General features: G+C 70.3%; 20 protein-coding genes. 8 read left to right on the top strand and 12 right to left on the bottom strand.

Translation table 11 applies throughout. The annotated features are described in order from the left end of the window. Positions 1–48 precede the first annotated feature (48 nt). Both ACFQPD_RS00350 and ACFQPD_RS00345 read right to left on the bottom strand, forming a co-directional pair. Positions 49–1176, bottom strand: a complete 1128-nt coding sequence (locus tag ACFQPD_RS00350; RefSeq protein WP_385897269.1) for a class I SAM-dependent RNA methyltransferase — start codon at positions 1174–1176, stop codon at positions 49–51. Further along, positions 1173–3164, bottom strand: a complete 1992-nt coding sequence (locus ACFQPD_RS00345; protein WP_385897266.1) for an APC family permease — start codon at positions 3162–3164, stop codon at positions 1173–1175. The genes ACFQPD_RS00350 and ACFQPD_RS00345 overlap by 4 nt, the downstream gene beginning before the upstream one ends. Before the next feature lie 113 nt (positions 3165–3277). On the opposite strand from ACFQPD_RS00345, the gene ACFQPD_RS00340 reads away from it, so the two are divergent. Further along, positions 3278–3925: a potassium channel family protein gene (locus tag ACFQPD_RS00340; RefSeq protein WP_385897609.1), complete on the top strand. Its 648-nt coding sequence runs from the start codon at positions 3278–3280 to the stop codon at positions 3923–3925. A gap of 8 nt (positions 3926–3933) precedes the next feature. Beyond that, a complete protein-coding gene (locus ACFQPD_RS00335; RefSeq protein ID WP_068752038.1) occupies positions 3934–4605 on the top strand; it encodes a TrkA family potassium uptake protein in 672 nt (223 codons plus the stop codon). On the opposite strand, the gene ACFQPD_RS00330 is transcribed toward ACFQPD_RS00335, so the two are convergent. Genes ACFQPD_RS00330 through ACFQPD_RS00315 form a run of 4 tightly spaced genes read right to left on the bottom strand, consistent with a single transcriptional unit; the run spans position 4593 to position 6564 of the window. After that, positions 4593–4958: an OB-fold nucleic acid binding domain-containing protein gene (locus ACFQPD_RS00330; protein WP_068752039.1), complete on the bottom strand. Its 366-nt coding sequence runs from the start codon at positions 4956–4958 to the stop codon at positions 4593–4595. The genes ACFQPD_RS00335 and ACFQPD_RS00330 overlap by 13 nt on opposite strands. Before the next feature lie 3 nt (positions 4959–4961). Then, positions 4962–5660, bottom strand: a complete 699-nt coding sequence (locus tag ACFQPD_RS00325; RefSeq protein ID WP_141680103.1) for a DUF3710 domain-containing protein — start codon at positions 5658–5660, stop codon at positions 4962–4964. Next, entirely contained in the window at positions 5657–6118 is a 462-nt protein-coding gene (dut, locus tag ACFQPD_RS00320; protein WP_385897262.1) for a dUTP diphosphatase, read from the bottom strand. The genes ACFQPD_RS00325 and dut overlap by 4 nt, the downstream gene beginning before the upstream one ends. Further along, complete coding sequence (locus tag ACFQPD_RS00315) at positions 6115–6564, bottom strand: DUF3093 domain-containing protein (protein ID WP_385897259.1); 450 nt, start codon at positions 6562–6564, stop codon at positions 6115–6117. Before ACFQPD_RS00315 ends, dut begins: the two co-directional genes overlap by 4 nt. Positions 6565–6624: 60 nt before the next feature. Here ACFQPD_RS00315 and ACFQPD_RS00310 point away from each other — a divergent pair, with 60 nt between their 5' ends. Continuing rightward, a complete protein-coding gene (locus ACFQPD_RS00310) occupies positions 6625–6918 on the top strand; it encodes a DUF4235 domain-containing protein (RefSeq protein ID WP_385897257.1) in 294 nt (97 codons plus the stop codon). A gap of 8 nt (positions 6919–6926) precedes the next feature. Here the strand turns inward: ACFQPD_RS00310 and ACFQPD_RS00305 are convergent, their stop codons facing one another. Next, the gene (locus ACFQPD_RS00305) at positions 6927–7223 is read right to left on the bottom strand and encodes a DUF4193 domain-containing protein (RefSeq protein ID WP_385897254.1); all 297 of its coding nucleotides are present in this window, start codon (positions 7221–7223) and stop codon (positions 6927–6929) included. Positions 7224–7370: 147 nt separating this feature from the next. Between ACFQPD_RS00305 and sepH the strand changes: the two genes are divergently transcribed. Then, entirely contained in the window at positions 7371–8288 is a 918-nt protein-coding gene (sepH, locus tag ACFQPD_RS00300; RefSeq protein ID WP_385897252.1) for a septation protein SepH, read from the top strand. 10 nt (positions 8289–8298) lie between these two features. Here the strand turns inward: sepH and ACFQPD_RS00295 are convergent, their stop codons facing one another. The 4 genes from ACFQPD_RS00295 to ACFQPD_RS00280 are packed head-to-tail and all read right to left on the bottom strand — an operon-like array spanning position 8299 to position 11866. Then, on the bottom strand, positions 8299–8949 hold the full coding sequence (locus ACFQPD_RS00295) for a thymidine kinase (RefSeq protein WP_385897250.1): 651 nt from the start codon (positions 8947–8949) through the stop codon (positions 8299–8301). Further along, positions 8942–10186, bottom strand: a complete 1245-nt coding sequence (locus ACFQPD_RS00290) for a glycosyltransferase (protein WP_385897247.1) — start codon at positions 10184–10186, stop codon at positions 8942–8944. The genes ACFQPD_RS00295 and ACFQPD_RS00290 overlap by 8 nt, the downstream gene beginning before the upstream one ends. Beyond that, entirely contained in the window at positions 10183–11298 is a 1116-nt protein-coding gene (locus ACFQPD_RS00285) for an alkaline phosphatase family protein (RefSeq protein WP_385897245.1), read from the bottom strand. Before ACFQPD_RS00285 ends, ACFQPD_RS00290 begins: the two co-directional genes overlap by 4 nt. Before the next feature lie 4 nt (positions 11299–11302). After that, positions 11303–11866, bottom strand: a complete 564-nt coding sequence (locus ACFQPD_RS00280; RefSeq protein ID WP_228383405.1) for a DUF5998 family protein — start codon at positions 11864–11866, stop codon at positions 11303–11305. Between the two features lie 36 nt (positions 11867–11902). Between ACFQPD_RS00280 and ACFQPD_RS00275 the strand changes: the two genes are divergently transcribed. From ACFQPD_RS00275 to ACFQPD_RS00265, 3 genes are read left to right on the top strand one after another with little or no spacing between them, the layout of a single operon-like run. Further along, positions 11903–12931, top strand: a complete 1029-nt coding sequence (locus ACFQPD_RS00275; RefSeq protein WP_385897242.1) for an App1 family protein — start codon at positions 11903–11905, stop codon at positions 12929–12931. Positions 12932–12955: 24 nt separating this feature from the next. Next, positions 12956–15442 (top strand): DNA topoisomerase (ATP-hydrolyzing) subunit A, encoded by a 2487-nt coding sequence (locus tag ACFQPD_RS00270; RefSeq protein ID WP_385897239.1) that lies wholly within the window; start codon positions 12956–12958, stop codon positions 15440–15442. Then, positions 15432–15923, top strand: a complete 492-nt coding sequence (locus tag ACFQPD_RS00265; RefSeq protein WP_068752049.1) for a carbonic anhydrase — start codon at positions 15432–15434, stop codon at positions 15921–15923. The genes ACFQPD_RS00270 and ACFQPD_RS00265 overlap by 11 nt, the downstream gene beginning before the upstream one ends. Here ACFQPD_RS00265 and ACFQPD_RS00260 read toward each other — a convergent pair. Continuing rightward, positions 15916–16638 (bottom strand): FadR/GntR family transcriptional regulator, encoded by a 723-nt coding sequence (locus ACFQPD_RS00260; RefSeq protein ID WP_385897236.1) that lies wholly within the window; start codon positions 16636–16638, stop codon positions 15916–15918. The genes ACFQPD_RS00265 and ACFQPD_RS00260 overlap by 8 nt on opposite strands. 176 nt (positions 16639–16814) lie before the next feature. On the opposite strand from ACFQPD_RS00260, the gene ACFQPD_RS00255 reads away from it, so the two are divergent. Next, a complete protein-coding gene (locus tag ACFQPD_RS00255; RefSeq protein ID WP_068752050.1) occupies positions 16815–18494 on the top strand; it encodes an L-lactate permease in 1680 nt (559 codons plus the stop codon). The last annotated feature ends 14 nt before the right edge of the window (positions 18495–18508 follow it).

The following is an 18508-nucleotide window of genomic DNA, read 5'->3' as shown; positions in this document are numbered from 1 at the left end:
ACGTCAAGATACCATGCGGGTGCCCTCGGCGGCAGCGCCGGTCATCGGTCAGTCTAGGGGGTGCAGGATCGCCACGCACTCGACGTGGTGCGTCATCGGGAACAGGTCGAAACCACGGATCGACGACGCACGGTAGCCGCGATCCCGGAAGGTCGCCAGGTCCCGGGCGAGGGCCGCGGGGTCACAGGCCACATACGCCACCGCACGCGGCCGACGGTCCGCGACGGCCCCCACGACCACGGACCCCGCCCCCTTGCGCGGCGGGTCGAGGACCACGAGGTCGGCCCGGGCCGGCAGCGAGCGGTGGATCCGCTCCACGGCGCCGGAGAGGAAGCGTGCCTCGGGAACGTTGGCGCGTGCATGGTGCACCGAGCGGGTCCCCCATTCCGCCCCCGTGACGCGACAGCCCGCATCGACGAGGGCACCGGCGAACAGCCCGACCCCGCAGTAGAGATCGAGCGCGCTCTCCCCGCGCCGCGGCGCGAGTCCGTCGAGCACCGCTCCTGTGAGCACCTCGGCGGCAGCGGGATGCACCTGCCAGAATCCCCCGGCGTCCACGGCGTAGGTTCGCCCGCGCACCTGCTGGTGGACGGGACGCCGCGCCTCCGCCGGCGTCGCGATCACGACGGTGACGTCGTCGGCCACCGTGACCTCGAGGTCGGAGCCGGGGCGGGCCACGCGCGTGAGTTCGGCGACCTCCGGCCCCGGAGCGGCGATGAGACACCCCACCTCCGGCAGCGCGACGACGTCGTGCGACCGGCGGGCCCGGAACCCCACGGTGCCGTCATCGTCCACCGCGTAGCGCACCCGTGTCCGCCATCCGAGCAGGCCGCCCGGAACGGGCTCCACCCGACCGTCCCACTCGATCCCGGCGAGGCGGCCGAGCTGTTCGGCCACGACGGCGGTCTTGAGGGCGAGCTGCGTGGGCTGATCCGCGTGCTGCCAGTCGCACCCGCCGCAGCGGCCCGCGATGGGGCACGGCGGCGTCACCCTGCCCGGCGCGGCGTCCAGGACGTCGACGACCCGGCCGCGGTCGAAACGTGTCCCCGTCTCGGTGATCTCGACACGGACCCGCTCGCCGGGCAGGCCGCCGGTCACGAAGACGACCTTGCCCTCGCTGCGCCCGACGATGACACCGCCGTGCGCCACGCGCTCGAGCGCGACCTCGACCGTCATCGGAGCCGCGGCTGGGAGGCCTTGTGCGCGGCCGCCTTCGCGCGCCCCGACGATTTCAGCTGGTACGGCACGCTGGTGACCATGACCCCGGGCATGAAGTGCAGGCGGGTCCGGATGAGCAGCGCCGTCTGGTTGTGCAGCAGTTGCTCCCACCAGTGACCGACGACGTACTCGGGGATGTAGACGATGACGACGTCGCGCGGGTTCTCGCTGCGCAGCTCGGCCACGTACTTGATGAACGGGCCGGTGATCTCGCGGTACGGCGAGGCGATCACCTTCAGCGGGATGCCGAAGTCCTCCTCCTCCCACTCGTCCAGGATGAGCTCCACCTCGTCGTCGTCGACGGCGACCGTCACGGCGGTGAGCGTCGTCGAGCGCGCCGCGCGGGCGAACGCGATGGCACGCGCCGTCGGAAGGTTGACGCGCTGGACGAGGACGACGCCCCGCACGCGGCTGGGCAGCGCCCGATCCGAGTCCGGCGTGAGGGCGAGCTCGCGCTCGACGGCCCGGTAGTGGTTCGAGATGGTGAGCATGAGCGCGAAGAGCACCCCCATCGCCACCACCGCGAGGTAGGCCCCGTGAGTGAACTTCGACACCAGCACGACGATGAGCACGGCCCCGGTGGCCGTGGCCCCGATGGTGTTGATGATCCTCGACCGAACGATGCGGCCCCGCACCTTCGGCTCGCGCTGCGTGCGCAGTTCGCGCGTCCAGTGTCGGATCATGCCGAGCTGTCCCACCGTGAACGACAGGAACACGCCCACCACGTAGAGCTGGATCAGGGCCGTGACGGAGGCGTCGAACGCCAGCACCAGCACGATGGCCGCCGCCGACAGCATGAGGATGCCGTTCGAGAAGGCCAGCCGGTCGCCACGCGAGTGGAGCTGGCGCGGCAGGAAGCCGTCCTTGGCCAGGATCGACGCGAGCGAGGGGAACCCGTTGAAGGCGGTGTTGGTGGCGAGGAACAGGATGAGCATCGTCGCGGTGATGACGATGTAGAAGCCCGGCTCGAACCAGTCCATGAACACCACGCGGGCCAGCTGGCCCGTCACCGTGTGGGCCGCGCTGTGGATCGTCTCGCCCGCGGCGTTGACGTAGTGGGTGCCGGTGAGCTCGTCGATGAGATGCACGTTGGTGAGGTTGGCCAGCGCGACGATGCCCAGCAGCATCGTGATCGCCAGCCCGCCCAGCATCGCGAGGACGGTGGCGGCGTTGCGGCTCTTCGGCTCCCGGAACGCGGGCACGCCGTTGCTGATGGCCTCGACGCCGGTGAGGGCGGCGGCGCCGGAGGAGAAGGAGCGCGCCAGGATCGCCACCATGGCCCAGCCGACGAACTCGCCGGTCCCCTCAGGCGGGACGACGATGAGGTCGGCGGTCTCGCTCTTCAGGGGCTGGCCGAGGATCAGGATGCGCACCAGGCCGATGGCGATCATCGACAGCATCGAGGCCATGAAGACATAGGTGGGGATCGCGAACGCCGACCCGGACTCCCGCACACCGCGCAGGTTCATCAAGGTCAGGAACACGATGACACCGACCGCGGTCCACGCTTCGTAGCCCTGCAGGAACGGCAGCATGGCCTTGGCGTTGATGACCCCCGCGGACACCGACACCGCGACCGTGAGGACGTAGTCCACGAGTAGCGACGACGCGACGGTGAGACCGGCATAGCGGCCCAGGTTGGCGGTGGCCACCTCGTAGTCACCACCGCCGTTGGGGTACGCGTGCACGGTCTGGCGGTAGGACATGACGACCACCGCGACGACAACCGCCACCGCGACAGCGATCTCCCACGAGTAGAGGAATCCGGCCATCCCGGCCAGCGACAGCGTGATGAGGATCTCGTCGGGGGCGTAGGCCACCGAACTCAGGGCGTCGGAGGCGAACACCGGCAGCGCCAGCCGCTTCGGGAGCAGCGTCTCCCCGAGTTGGGCGTTGGCGAGCCGCCGCCCGACGACCATGCGCTTGAGCGCCGACAAGACATTCACGCGGCTACGGTAGACCTGTTGACGGGCAAAGTCATCGTCGGCCCCGGCTGGGTCCGGGGTGTAAGTTCTGGTGCCACAGTCGCCCGAAGGAGGCACACGTGCACATCGTGATCATGGGCTGCGGCCGAGTCGGCTCGATGCTCGCGACCGGGCTCGAGAGGCGCGGCCACAGCGTCGCCGTCATCGACGTCAACGTCGACGCCTTCCGCAGGCTGGGTCAGGATTACAAGGGGCTGACGGTCAAGGGCGTCGGCTTCGACCGCGAGGTCCTCGAGGCGGCGGGGATCCGCCGCGCCGACGCTTTCGCGGCCGTGTCGTCGGGTGACAACTCCAACATCCTCGCCGCCCGCGTGGTGAGGGAGAACTACCACGTCGACAACGTCGTGGCCCGCATCTACGACCAGGGGCGCGCGGCCGTCTATGAACGGCTGGGCATCCCCACGGTGGCCACGGTGAAATGGACCGTGAGCCAGGTGCTGCGGCGCCTGCTGCCCGAGGGCAGCGAGCCGGTCTGGCGGGACCCGACGGGGACCGCCCGCCTGCTGCAGATCCACGTGCACCCCGGGTGGGTCGGCCGACGGATCAGCGAGCTGCAGGCCGCCGCCGGTACCCCGATCCCGTTCGTGCAGCGGGTGGGCCGAGGCATCGTCCCTGACCGCGAGACCATCTTCCAGGACGGCGATCTCATCTACGTCGCGTGTCACACGGACCGCACCGACGAGCTCGAGACCCTGTTCGCCACCCCGCCCGCCAAGCACTAGGAGGAGCCATGCGCGTCGCCATCGCCGGAGCAGGCAACGTGGGCCGGTCCATCGCCCGCGAACTCATCGCCAACGGCCATCAGGTGCTGCTCATCGAGCGCGACCCCGCCGCCATCAAGCCCGACTCCGTCCCCGGGGCGGACTGGTTCCAGGCCGACGCCTGCGAGCTCCAGTCGCTGGAGGAGGCGGAGCTGGAGAACTGCGACGTCGCCATCGCGGCCACCGGCGACGACAAGGTGAACCTGGTGCACTCACTGCTGGCCAAGACGGAGTTCGGAGTCCCGCGCACCGTCGGCCGGGTGAATCATCCGGGCAACGAGTGGCTGTTCGACGCGCAGTGGGGCGTCGACGTGTCCGTCTCGACGCCGCGCCTCATGTCGGCGCTCGTCGAGGAGGCGGTTTCGACGGGCGACCTCGTGCGGCTGCTGACGTTCAACCGGTCCACGACGCACCTGTCCGAGGTGACGCTGCCTCAGGCATCACACCTCGCCGGGCGGCGGCTGCGCGACGTGGAACTGCCCGGCGACACGGTACTGGTCGCGATCATCCGCGACGGCGCACCCATCACCCCGGAGCGTGACCGGGCTTTCGAGGGCGGTGACGAACTCCTCTTCCTCGTGACGCAGGAGTCCGAGGCTGACCTGGCCGCGGTGTTCGCGGCCGACCACTACGACGACTGAGGGACGATCCGGAAGTCCGGGTTGTAGATGACGCACTGACCGCGGTCGTCGGCCAGCCGGCCCTCGACGAGGATGGTGCGCCCCGGCAGCAGGCACTCGAGATGGTCGCGACCCATCCAGACCAGCCGCACGGTGCCGCTGCCGTCGCTGACCTCGGCCTCCAGCCAGCCGTGGGCGGCGTCCGAGGTGACTGAGGTGATGGTGCCGCGCAGCGTCACTCTGGAGCGGACCGGGCACGCTGCCAGCGGCTGCGCCCCCGCGACCGCCGCCTGCTCGCGCAGTTCAGTGGCCTCCAGTTCCTCGTGGGAGAGAAAGTAGCGCCGCAACCGCTCACCCCACGGCCGCTTGCCCACGGCTCAGCCCTCTGCCTCAGGTACCCGCATGGGCAGTAGGCTGCCCGGAGCGGCGGGCGACGTGCCGCGTCGCACGACGATGTTGCTGAAGAACTCGAACAGCGCCAGCTGCGCCTCGTCGTTGTCCACCTCGAAGGTCGCCTTGCCGAGGAGCACGCCGCGCAGCACCCATCCGGGGCCCTGAACCAACCAGGTCCGCGACAGGTGCATCGCCGGCTTGCCGTCGGGTCCCGTCACGGGCAGGGCCCGCCGCAGCTCTGTGCCGAAGGGTCCCTCCACGGCCTGGCAGCGCCCGCCCTGCCGCGTCGTGGTGGCCATGATCTCGTCCCGGATCTCACCGGTCATCGACGACTTCGATGGCCCCGCGAACACCGCGACCTCGAGCGCGGACTGTCCGTCTCCGACGAGGATCGACTGGACGGCGTTGGTCTCCCGGTTCACCTGGAGCTGCATCGTCATCCCCTGGAACGGGGTGATGATGATCGTGCCGAGGTCGACGCGGCGGACCTCGTCGGCGTCCGCGTCGAGGTCGACCTCGGAGATGTCGAACGGGCCCTCGTCCCGCGCGAACGCCGCGTCCCAGCGGGCGGTGTCGTCCGCCGGAACCTCGTCGGTCTCCTGATCCTCATCGGCGGTGAGGTCAGGGGTCTCGTCGATGTCGGTGTCGTCGATGTCCTGGGGCCGTCTGCGTCCGAAGATCACTGCGCGAGTCCTTCACTGGTGGTCGGGGCGGCGAAACCGCCGGTGGAACCATAACCCCCGTCGCCGCGCACGGTGTCGTCCAGAGCCTCGACGGACACGAATCGGGCGGCGACGACGGGCATGATGAGAAGCTGGGCGATCCGGTCCCCGGCGCTGAGCCGGATCTCCCGCTCAGGGTCGAGGTTGATCAGGCACACCTGGATCTCGCCGCGGTAGCCGGAATCGATGACGCCGGGGGCATTGACGATGCTGAGCCCGAACCGAGCCGCCAGACCGGAGCGCGGCGTCACGAGCCCGACATGGCCCGCCGGGATCGCCACGGCGACGCCGGTGCCGACCAGCGCGCTCTCACCCGGCGACAGCGCGATGTCGTGGGCGGCCCGGAGGTCGGCGCCGGCGTCGCCGTCGTGCGCGTACGTGGGGAGGGCGCCGTCGTCGGCAATCGTGGGGATGATCATCCGGCGTTCCTCGGGGCGTTGACCGCGGCGGCGAAGTCCTCCGGACGCCGCGTGCTGACCAGCCATGCGGGGTGTGGGTCGGCGGGGTCCGACAGCCGGATGCGGACGAGGCCGGGGACGTAGGGGCGGGTGAGGAGGAAGTCGCGGTGGTTGGCGTCCCTCCCGAGCGCCGCGCGGGCCGTCTCGCCCGCGAGCGCGTCCGCCCCGGCCACCCAGTCGAGGGAGACCCGGTTGCGTCCGGCGACCACGGCCCCGTCGACGACCCCGACGGTCGTCGCGCTGTAGGCGACCAGCGCCAGGCCGACACCGACCGCGGCGAGCAGCGTGAACCCTGTCGCGATCAGGGGGTCCACATACGCGTAGACGGCGACCGCGAGACTGAGGACGAACAGGGCTGCGATGAGCACCCACCACCACGGCACGTGCAGTCGTTCGCGATAGATCACCTGTCAACCCTACCCGGTTCACCCTATGGTGGTTCCGACGGCCGACCCGAAAGGACCCTCATGGCTCTCACCGAAAAGGTGATGTGGAAGATCTACGCCGGCGTGCTCGGTGCGCTCACGACCCTGATCGCCCGGAAGCTGGTGACCAAGACGTGGGAGGCCGCCACCGGCGACCCGGCACCGGACATCAACGACCCGGAGACCCCCGTCGCCAGCGCCATCATCTGGGCCGCGGCGAGCGGCCTGGGCGTGGGCATCTCACAGCTCGTGATGAATCGCTACATGCAGCGTCGTTGGATGGCGAACTTCGCCCACGTCGGGCCGAGCCGGCTCCGCACCAAGTTGGACTTCTGAGCCCCGTCTCAGACGCAGTCGACGCAGTACTTCAGCCCGGAGCGCTCCTCGGCCAGCTGTGAACGCGACTTGACCAGGAAGCACGACGAGCACGTGAACTCGTCGGCCTGCTTGGGCAGGACCCGGACGGTGAGTTCCTCGTGCGACAGGTCGGCGCCGGGCAGCTCGAACGACTCGGCGGCCTCGACCTCGTCCTCGTCGACCTTCCCTGAGTTCTTGTCGAGTCGGCGGGTCTTCAGCTCCTCGAGGGAGTCCTCAGACATCTCCTCATCGGTCTTGCGGGGTGCATCGTAGTCGGTGGCCATCCTCAGTCAACCGTCCCTTTCTGTGCCGCCTGGTGCCGCGAACGCGCCTATGTGTATCACATCGCGGGGCTGGATGGGAGATGGACCCTCGCTCGTCCCGGGCGGACGGCGGGCACTCGCTGGTAAGTTGGACAGGAAAACACCGACGTGAACGAGGAATCGACAGTGAATGCTCTGACCCCCCGCGAGATCCAGCAGCGGATCCGCTCGGGCGCCTCCGTGGCCGAGGTCGTCGACGAGACGGGTATGGAGCTGGACCGGGTGGAGGCGTTCGCCGGGCCGGTCCTCGCCGAGCGGGGCCATATCGCACAGGCCGCGCAGACCGCGACCATCCGGCGCCGGGGCGAGTCCGGTACCCACCGTCGGCTCGGCGATCTCATCGCGGCACGGCTGCGGGCCCGCGGCGTCGACCCCGACACCATCGCGTGGGACGCCTGGCGTCAGCCGGATCTGAAGTGGCGGGTCGTCGGAAGGTTGGGCGCGGACGCCGAGGCCCGCGAGGCCGAGTTCGTGTTCGATCCCAAGGCGCGGTTCTCCGTGGCCCACAACTCCGATGCCAGGTGGATGATCGGTGAGGAGTCGCCGGCCGACGCCCCCTCCGAGGAGGAGAACACCGTCGACTTCACCGACGAGATGGCCTTGGTGCGGGCCGTGACGCAGCCTGGGCCGGCCGTGCCGGGCGACGACGTGCCGGCCTCGGCCCTCATGCACGACGGTAACGAGGACACCTCACAGCTCGACCGGCTCTACGACATGCTCAGCGGCATCAGCGAGGACTCGGTGCGCATCTACACCGGCATCCTCGACCCCTCGCCGACCGGCCCGGAGGCCGCGGACGAGGAGCTCGACGCCACCCTCCCGCGCGACGAGGGCGAGGAGCCCGACGTCACGTCAGAGATCGACGCGGACGCAGAGGCCGCAGTCGAGGCCCAGGAGGCGCCGGACGAGCCGGCGCAGGAGCCCCTCGTCGACGGCGCGGAGGCCCCGAAGAAGCCGCGCCCCCGCCGCCGGCGCGCCAAGGTCCCCACGTGGGACGAGATCATGTTCGGCGGCCCCACCACCTGAGCTGAGACGCTCAGAAGTCGTCGGGGTCGAACGGCAGCGGGTCGGGCGACAGCGTCGCCTTGGCGCGCGTCGCGGTCATCCGGCGCCGATGATGGGCCCGGCAAAGCACCTCGTAACGCACCTCGCCCCCGTCGGTGGTGTCCCCCACGACGACCTGCGACCCCTCGGTCACCATCAGACCGTCGACGGTGCGGGCGTTGTGCGTCCCTCGGGATCCGCACCAGCACAGCGGTCCGATCGGCAGCGTCTCCACGCGGTCCGCGAGCTCGATGAGCCGCTGGGAGCCTGGGAACAGCCGCGTCCTGAAGTCCGACAGGATGCCGAACGCGTAGACGTCCAGCTGGAGTTCGTCGACGATGCGCGCCAGCTGGTCGATGTGCTCGGGCGTGTAGAACTGGGCCTCGTCACACACGATGTAGTCCACGCGGTGGCCGCCGGTCAGCTCCGCGATGACGTAGCGCCAGAAGTCGAACGCCTCGTCGACCTCGATGGCGGCCGCCGTCAGCCCCAGCCGCGAGGCGATGACGCCCTCGCCGGCGCGGTCCTGGGAGGTGAACACCCGGCCGCGCCGCCCGTGGGTCGACTGCGTGTAGTCCAGCTGGAGCGCCAGCGTCGACTTGCCACAGTCCATGGGTCCGGTGTGGAACACGAGCTCAGCCACGCGCCGCCTTTCGATCGATGAGGTCGCGGTAGGCCGCGACATATCCTTCGGCCGTCCGCTCCGGGCTCAGCTCCGGGAGGACGCCCGCCGTCGCGGCCGACATGCGCGCCCGCCGCGCGGGGTCGCCGGCCAGGTCCCGGATCCCCGCCGCCATGGAGGACACGTCCGGGCCGGTGAGCAGGGCGCTCGCCTCCGACAGCCCGACGGTGAGGCGGTCGTCACAGTACAGGACGGGCAGCCCCGCCGCCGCGGCCTCGGCGACCACCAGCGCCTGGGAGTCGAAGCGGTAGGAGCTGAGCGCCAACACATCGGCGTTGCGGAACTCGTACGCCAGCGCCTCGATGGAGACCAGGTGCCACCGGAAGTCGATACGCGGATCCCCGTCGGCCAAGGAGCGCAGCCGGTCCCTCTGGTCCCCGTCGCCCACCAGCACGAGCTCGGCGTTGGCCGGATCGGCCCGCCGGAACGCCTTGATGAGGACGTCCAGGCGCTTCTCCTTGGCGAGCCGCCCGACAGAGAGGAAGCGGACGGCCGCGTCGGAGCGCTCCCGCGGCGCGCGGTCGATCGCCGCCTTGAGGCTGCGGTTGTAGCCGGTGGGCACCACATACCCGTGCACCTCCCCCCGGGCCGACTCCTCGATGAGATCCCGCATGAACGGCGAAGGCACCGTGTAGCCGTCCACCAGCTGAGCGATGGTGGCGAACGCGTGCCAGTCGAACCTCGCCGCAAGGCCGCCGGTCTCGTGCCGGGCCGACGGCAGCCGCGACGCGGGAGGCACCGATCCGCAGGCCCGGCGCAGCACCGGGAGGATGAGCAGCTCGTAGCCGAGGGTCCCGAAGGCGGCCCCTCGTACGCTCTGGTGCGTGCCCGCGATGTTGGCGTGGAACGTATGGAGATGGGGCACGCCCTGGAGCCGGGCGAGCTTGGCCCCGAGCACCAGGGCGCCGCGCTCGGTCTGCGTGTGGATGACGTCGAAGCGACCGACGTCGCTGATGAGCCGGGCGCGCCGGTCAGACCAGTGCAGGATGCTGAGGTGGGCGGGCAGGCCCTCGACATAGAGGGTGGGGCACTCGATGATCCGGCCCAGCCGCGGCTTCTGCAGGTGGCGGTCTGGCGCGATGAGCGTCACCTCGTGGCCCAACGCCGTGAGCTCCTCCAGCTGCGTCTGGACGGACCGGCCGATGCCCCCGGATGCCGGGTAGAAGTCGTCGATGACGATGGCGATCCGCAGGCTCACCGTGTACCGCCGTGCAGGAGCAGCGGGACCTCCATCTCGGCCGCCGTCAGGGAGCCGTGCATGCCGACCAGCGAGAACTCGCCCGGGGTCTGGCGGCTCATGACGGCGAAATCGCCCGTCATGGCCGCGACGACGTCGCCGATCCGCGCCGCGCTCATCGCCGAGACCCGGGGCCCGAACCATCCCGCCTCGATCGCCTCCTCCCGGCGCAGGACGTGCGCGCGCTCCCCCAGCACGCTCTCCCAGGCCCACGCCAGCGCCCGGGGGTCCTCCCCGTGGATGTGGCGGAAGCGCGGCTCGCCACCCAGATGGGTGTAGCCCGCCAGGCGCGGCTCGTCCTCCGCGACGACCCGCGACGACTCCGGCACGTTGATCATGCCGTGGTCACCGGTCACGAGGAGAGCGACGTCCGGCGGAAGCGTCTCGATGAGCCGGGCGACCAGGTCGTCGACGGTGGCGAGCTGCTCCAGCCACTGCCAGGATCCGACGCCGGTCCCGTGCCCGATGTGGTCCAGCATCCGCTCGTAGCAGTACACGACGTCCGCCGCCCGCAGCGCATCGGCCACGAGCTCGGTGAACCCCTCGGGGTCCCCCTCCGCGGCGACGGGGAACAGCGTCGTTCCCGTGAACGCCAGCCGGGTCAAGGCGCTATCGGCGAAGCGGCCGAGCGTCACGGCGCCGGAGGGTCGGCCGCCGGAGGCGAGCCGCTGGAAGAGCGTCGGCGTCTGGGCGAACCCCGCGACGTCGTCGGGCCCGCCCTCCCAGGTCAGGGCGTTGATGACCCGCTCCACCGACGGCTCGTAGAAGGTGTAGCCGGTGACGCCGTGCTCGCCCGTCGGGACGCCGCAGCCCAGCGAGGTCAGGGAGGTCGCCGTCGTCGACGGGACCGAGCAGGTGATGCGGGGCGCGGTGCGGAGCAGGCCGGCCATGGTCTCGGCGTGGTCGGCGTACTCGACCAGCTGATGCCACCCCAGTCCGTCGACCAGGAGCACCACGTATTGCGACGCGCGCGGGATCGCGATGACGGGATCGCCGCCGTCGAGCCGGGCCGTGACGCTGGGCAGGACGTTGACCAGGGCCAGGTCCTCGTAGCGGGGGGCGAGGAACTCCACGGCCTCAGCCGATCTCGGCCTGCAGCCGGGTGGCGAACGCAACCAGCCTCCGCGCGTTGTCACCGTCGGCCTGCGGGCTCATCCGGACCGTGATGTCGTCCGGCTGGAGCACTCCCGTGTAGCCGTGGTCGGCCTCGCAGGCCGGGTCCTCGCATCCGGCCGGACCGAGATCGATGCGCCGCGCCGCGCCCCACACGATGCTCAGCCAGGCCTCCGTGAGGCCCTCACGGCGCTCCGGCTGCGCCAGCGACCGCGTCAGCACCACGGAGTCGATGGCGCGCAGGGCGACGATCTCGGTGGTGGCGACGGCGTCGGCACGACCGCCCTCGCCCTCGTCGATGTGGCAGATGAGGAGCTGGCGGGCCGTGCGGATCAGCACCGTGAGGTGGCGGTGGAGTTCGTGTCCGGCGAAGGTCGCCTCGTGCTGGACCAGATGGTCGAGCACCTCACGGTCCCCCAGTCCGAGGGCCACCGTCTCCGCGACGAGACTCGGATAGAACCCGCATTCCGCGATCTCGGCCAGCAGCGCCGGCGGCAGCGAGTTCATGATGTCGACGGATTCTGGCACCCGCCCATTCTGGCACGTTGCACTACCGTTGTGGCCATGGCTTCCCGCCCCTTCATCGCAGCCAGGATCGAGGATCGGCTCAACGCCCTGCTCAGTCGCGCGCTCCGGCGCCGCGGCTGGCAGGAGAAGATCCTGCCCTTCACCGGGTACGGAACCGGCGAGCAACTGCGCATCCTGGCCCGCGTCGTGCTGCGCCCGTCGGCGGATCTCGGCATCGTCCAGGCAGCCTCGGCGCTGCTGTACCGCCGCGGCTGGCGCAACTTCATCAACGCCGCGCAGGTGGGGGCCCAGGTGACCGTCGTCATCGGCGAGACCCGTATCCCCGTGCACGCCGACCGCAGCGGCTACGTCGACGTGCGGGTCCGCAACCCCGGCCTGCCCCCGGGCTGGCATTCGGTCCTGCTGGAGGGGTCGGCGGGGTCCTCGGCGCTGGCGAGCGTCCAGGTCATCGACGACGCGGAGGAGTTCGGGATCGTCAGCGACATCGACGACACGATCCTGTCGACCTGGCTGCCCCGGCCCATGGTCGCCGCGTGGAACTCCTTCGTGGTCAAGGAGCAGGCCCGCCAGGCGGTGCCGGGCATGGCGCGGCTCTACCAGCGACTGCTGGCCGAGCATCCCGGCGCCCCCATCATCTTCATCTCCACGGGCGCCTGGAACACCTACCCGATGATCCAGCGGTTCACCGCGCGCCACGGCATCCCCCAGGGGGCGATGCTGCTCACGGACTGGGGCCCCACCAACACGGGCTGGTTCCGCAGCGGGCAGGACCACAAGCGCCGCTGCCTCCGGGAACTCGCCCGCGACCTCCCGAACGTCCGCTGGCTGCTGGTCGGCGACGACGGCCAGCATGACCCCGAGCTCTACGCCGAGTTCGCCACGCTGCAGCCGGAACACGTCCGGGCCCGCGCCATCCGGCAGCTCACTCCCGGAGAACACACGCTGGCCCACGGCCTGCCGATGGAAGTCCCCGGACAGGAGGAACGCTGGGAACCCGACACGGCGCCGGAGGTGCGTGCGCCGGACGGCGACGCGTTGGGCGATAAGCTCGCCCAGTTGCTGTAACCCCGGCCCTGAGGAGGCGCCCCGATGGCGAAGCCCACCATCGATGACGAGGTGACGGAAGAGGAGCACATCCTCGACGTCGACGTCACCGAGGAAATGGAGACCAGCTTCCTCGAGTACGCCTACTCGGTCATCTACTCGCGTGCACTCCCCGACGCCCGCGACGGACTCAAGCCGGTGCAGCGCCGCATCCTGTATTCGATGGACGACATGGGCATCCGCCCGGACCGCGGCCACGTCAAGTGCGCCCGCGTCGTGGGCCAGGTGATGGGCCAGCTGCACCCGCACGGAGACGGCGCCATCTACGATGCGTTGGTACGCATCGCCCAGCCCTGGGCCATGCGCCTGCCGCTGGTGGACGGCCACGGCAACTTCGGCTCCCTCGACGCCGGTCCCGCCGCCATGCGCTACACGGAGTGCCGGATGGCGCCGCCCGCGCTCGCCATGACACGAGGCCTCGACGAGGACACCGTCGACTTCAAGCCCAACTACGACGGCAAGGAGTCCGAGCCGAGCGTCCTGCCGGCCGCCTTCCCGAACCTGCTGGTCAACGGCGCCACCGGCATCGCCGTCGGCATGGCCACCAACATCGCCCCCCACAATCTCATCGAGGTCGTGGCCGCGCTGCGCCAGCTCCTGCGCAACCCCGACATCGGCCTGGACGAGTTGATGCGGCACATCCCCGGCCCGGACTTCCCGACGGGCGGGAAGATCGTGGGCCTTGACGGCCTCCGGGACGCCTACGCCACCGGCCGGGGAACCCTGAAGCTGCGGGCGACGACGCGCATCGAGAAGGTTTCGCCCCGCCGCATGGGCATCGTGGTGACCGAGCTGCCCTACATGGTCGGCCCCGAGAAGATCATCGAGCAGATCAAGAAGGGCGTCGACGACAAGAAGCTCGTCGGCATCGCGGACGTCAAGGATCTCACCGACCTCGCGAACGGCACCCGCCTGGTGATCGAGGTCAAGAACGGCATCAACCCCGATGCGCTGCTGCAGCAGCTGTTCAAGGTCACCAAGCTCGAGGACACGTTCGCCATCAACGCGGTCGCGCTGGTGGAGGGACAGCCGCGGACCCTCAGCCTCAAGGACATGCTCGAGGTCTATCTGGAGCATCGCCTCGACGTCATCCTGCGCCGCACCCGGTTCCAGCTGGGCAAGGCGGAGGACCGGCTGCACCTCGTCCGTGGCCTCATCATCGCGATCGCGGACATCGACGATGTCATCGCGATCATCCGCTCGTCCGACGACGCCGCGGAGGCTCGCGGCCGGCTCATCGGGGCCTTCGACCTGACCGAGACCCAGGCCACCTACATCCTGGACATGCAGCTGCGCCGCCTCACCCGCTTCTCGACGATCGAATTGGAGAAGGAGGCCGCCCAGCTGATCGACACGATCGCCGGCCTGCGCGAGATCATCGACGACGACCAGGTGCTGCGGCGCGTGGTGGGTGATGAGCTGAGCGCGGTGGCCAAGCAGTTCGGCACCCCGCGCCGGACGGTTCTGCTCGCGTCGAGCGGCGTCGCCGCGACGGCGGCCGCACCGCTCGAGCTTGCCGACGACCCGTGCTGGGTCCTCCTGAGCGGCACCGGGCTCGTCGCCCGGACGGACGCCCGCCACGAGCTGCCGGTGGAGGGCCGCTCGGCCCATGACGTCATCGTCGCCCGTCTCGCCACCACGGCCCACAGCGAGTTCGGCGTGATCACCAACCGGGGCAGGCTGCTGCGCTGCCGGGCCATCGAACTGCCCACGGTCCCCCTCACCGCGTCGGCGCCCGGCCTCCAGGGCGGCAGCCTCGCCCACGAGATGTGGCCACTCGAGCAGGGTGAGAGCCCGCTGGGCCTGACCACGCTGGGACCGGACGAACCCGGCCTGGCGCTCGGCACGGCCATGGGCGTCGTCAAGCGGGTCAACCCGGAGGTGTTGAGCAAGGACTCGTGGGACGTCATCGCGCTGCGCGACGGCGACGAGGTCGTCGGCGCCGTCCAGCTCGACGACCCGCACTCACACCTGGCATTCGTCAGCTCGGACGCGCAGCTGCTGCACTTCCCCGCCTCATCCGTGCGGCCGCAGGGTCGCTCCGGTGCCGGCATGGCCGGCATCAAGCTGGCCGCGGACGCCCGGGCGGTGTGGTTCGGGGCGGTGCGGGTGGACACCGACGACGTCGTGACGGTCGCCGGATCCTCCACCTCCCTGCCGGGCACGGAGACCGGCGCGGCCAAGGTGACGCCGCTCAGCGAGTACCCAGCCAAGGGACGCGCCACGGGAGGCGTCCGCGCCCACCGCTTCCTCAAGGGCGAGGACACGCTGCTGATCGCCGCGATCGGGCCGCGCCCCATGGTCGCCTCGGCGGCGAGCGGCTCCCCGGTGGATCTGCCCTCGACCCCGGGCCGCCGGGACGGCTCGGGGCTGCCGCTCGCGCAGCCGGTCACCGCCGTCGCCGGACGCGGGACCCGGACCGGCGCCGGACCGGTAGCATCGCCGACGGAAGGAGACCACCATGAGCTTTGAGGACCTACTCGCCAACAACGCGCGTTACGCCGACTCGTTCACTGACGGCGGCTTCGACGGCATCGCCAAGGCCGGGGTGGCCATGGTCACCTGCATGGACTCGCGCATCGAGCCGCTGGGCATGATCGGCCTCAAGCTCGGTGACGCGAAGATTCTCCGGTCCCCCGGTGGCAGAGTCACGACGTCGGTGCTGACGGGCTGCGTCCTCAGCGCCCAGCTGCTCAATGTCACGCGCATCATGATCGTTCCCCACACCCGGTGCGCCATGGCCGCCGGAACCGACGCGGACATCCGGCGCACCATCGCCGAGCGGACGGGCCACGACACCTCGTGGATCTCGTTCGGCGCGCACCCGGATCAGCTGGAACGGCTCCGGGCCGACGTGGACATGGTGGCGAGCCATCCCCTCGTCAAGGGGTATGCCGAGGTGGGCGGCTTCATGTACGACGTGGACTCCGGCCGCCTCACGCAGCTCATCTGACGTCTGCGGGCAACAGCGCGCGGTGCGCGCTGCGGATGTGTGTCTCGACGAGATCCGCGGCGGCCGCACCGTCTCCGGACCCCAGCGCCTGCCGGATCCCGTCGTGCTCGGCGACGAGCCTCAGCCGCAACGAGCCCCAGTCCTCCAGGCGTTCCTCAGCCTCGAGAATGCGCCCTGCGACGGCCTGCCGGATGGCGATGGTGAGATCGCGGATGAGTTGGTTGTCGGCCATGGCGGCGATGGCCACGTGGAATGCGGTGTCGAGGTCGTTGAACTGGGCGGTGTCATGCACCTCCGCCATCTGTTCCGCGAGGTCGGCCAGCCCCGCCAGGCCGTCGGCATCGGCGTGACCGGCCGCGGCCTGCGCCGCCGCCCGCTCCAACACGACCCGCGTCTCGGTCAGGTCGTCGTAGGACGTCGACTGCAGCGCGAGGTGGAGCCGCAGCATCCGGCCGAACGCCGACCCCTGAGTCGTCGTGATCCGGGTCCCGTGACCGGCTCCGACACTCGCACTCACGATGCCCTGCGCCTGCAGGACCTTGATGGCCTCGCGGACGGCGCCGCGGCTGACTCCCAGGTCAGCGGCGAGGGCACGCTCGGCGGGCAGACGACTGCCGGAGACGTAGCGCCCGGCCAGGATCTCCTCCGAGATGAATGTCAGCGCCGTCTCGAAGCCCCCTGAGTCGGGGCGCTCGCCGTCGGTTGGTCTTACCACCCGTCCATCATGCCCGATGCACGCCCCGCGTGCGGCCTCTGCACGAACGTGCGACCCGGGATTTCGGTCCGACCAACGGTTGCGGCTGCGCTATGTCCGGTCATAACATGGTCGGACCAATGGCAATGGTCTGGCCAGGGCCGCCCCCGTCCGTCACATAGAACACCGGAGTTCTCATGACCCCTCTCGAGGTATTCACCCCCGACATCAATCCACTGGGAGCCCAATGGCTCTCGGCCCTCGTCGGCCTGATCCCGATCGTCACGATGATGGTGACGCTCGCGGTGCTGCGCTGGAAGGCCCACTGGGCCGGGCTCTTCTCCACCGCCGTGGCCATCGTCATCGCGGTCGTCGCGTTCCGCATGCCGTTCGGCCTGGCCGTGAACTCGGGCGTGGAGGGCTTCTTCTTCGGGCTCTTCCCCATCATCTGGATCGTCATCGCGGCCATCTGGTTCTACCAGATCACCGTCGTCAGCGGCCGGTTCAACGACCTGCGTGACACGTTCAACCTGATCTCCGACGACCCGCGCGTGCAGGCGATCCTCATCGCATTCTGCTTCGGCGGACTGCTCGAGGCGCTCGCCGGCTTCGGTGCCCCGGTCGCGATCACCGGCGTCATGCTCATGGCCATCGGGTTCCCCGCCTTCCGCGCCGCCATGGTGGTGCTGCTCGCCAACACCGCCCCCGTCGCCTTCGGCGCCGTCGCCATCCCGATCATCACCGCCGGCAACCTCACCGGCATCGACTACCGCGAGATCGGCGCGTACGTCGGCCACCAGACGCCCATCCTCGCGTTCTTCGTGCCCTTCCTGCTCCTGCTCCTCGCCGACGGCATCCGCGGCCTCAAGGAGGTCTGGCCCGTGGCCATGGCCATCGGCGCCGGCTTCGCCGTCACGCAGTGGATCTCGGCGACCTACATCTCCGTCGAGCTGACCGACGTCATCGCCTCCCTGGTCGGCCTGGGCGTCGGCGTGTTGGTGCTCAAGGTCTGGCAGCCGAAGGGCGGCCACGCCGCGCTCGAGCGCATGCGGGCCGAGGTGGCCGCCTCCGGCGCCGCGGACATCACGGGCGCGCACGACGAGCACTCCCGCGACCGCGGGCCCCTCACGCCGCGGCACATCGCGATGGCGCTGCTGCCCTACGTCCTGGTCATCATCATCTTCTCGGTCGCCAAGCTCGTTCCGCCGGTGACGAAGGCTCTCACGTCCACCGACGTCAAGTTCGGCTGGCCGGGCCTCTACGGCAACGTGCTCAACAGCGCGGGCGAGCCGGTGTCCAGCACCATGTTCAACTTCAACTGGCTGTCCAATCCCGGCACGCTGCTCGCCATCACGGCGATCCTCGTGGCGCTGATCTACCGCGTCTCCGCCCGCGACACGTGGGGCGAACTGCGCAACACGGTCGTCAAGATGCGCTGGTCGATCCTCACGGTCGGGTCCGTCCTCGCCCTCGCCTACGTGCTCAACCTCTCCGGCCAGACCATCGCCGTGGGCACGTGGATCGCCGGCACCGGCGCGGCGTTCGCCTTCCTCTCCCCCACCCTGGGCTGGATCGGCACCGCCATCACCGGATCCGACACGTCGGCCAACGCGCTGTTCGCCAAGCTGCAGCAGACCGCGGGCGCCGCCGCCGGCCTGGATCAGACGCTGCTCGTCGCCGCCAACACCTCCGGTGGTGTCGTCGGCAAGATGATCTCCCCGCAGAACCTCGCTATCGCGTGCTCGGCGGTCGGGATCGTCGGCCAGGAGTCGGCGCTGCTGCGGAAGGTCGTGTGGTGGAGCCTCGGCATGCTGGCGGCGCTGTGCCTCCTCATCGGCCTCCAGTCCACGCCCATCCTCAGCTGGATGCTGCCCTGACCCCGCCCCGGGGT

The sequence above is a fragment of the Tessaracoccus sp. O5.2 genome (genome assembly GCF_964266725.1).
Classification (GTDB): Bacteria; Actinomycetota; Actinomycetes; order Propionibacteriales; family Propionibacteriaceae; genus Arachnia; species Arachnia lapidicapta.
Note: the sequence above shows the minus strand (reverse complement) of the source record. Positions and strands in the feature narration are given on the sequence as shown.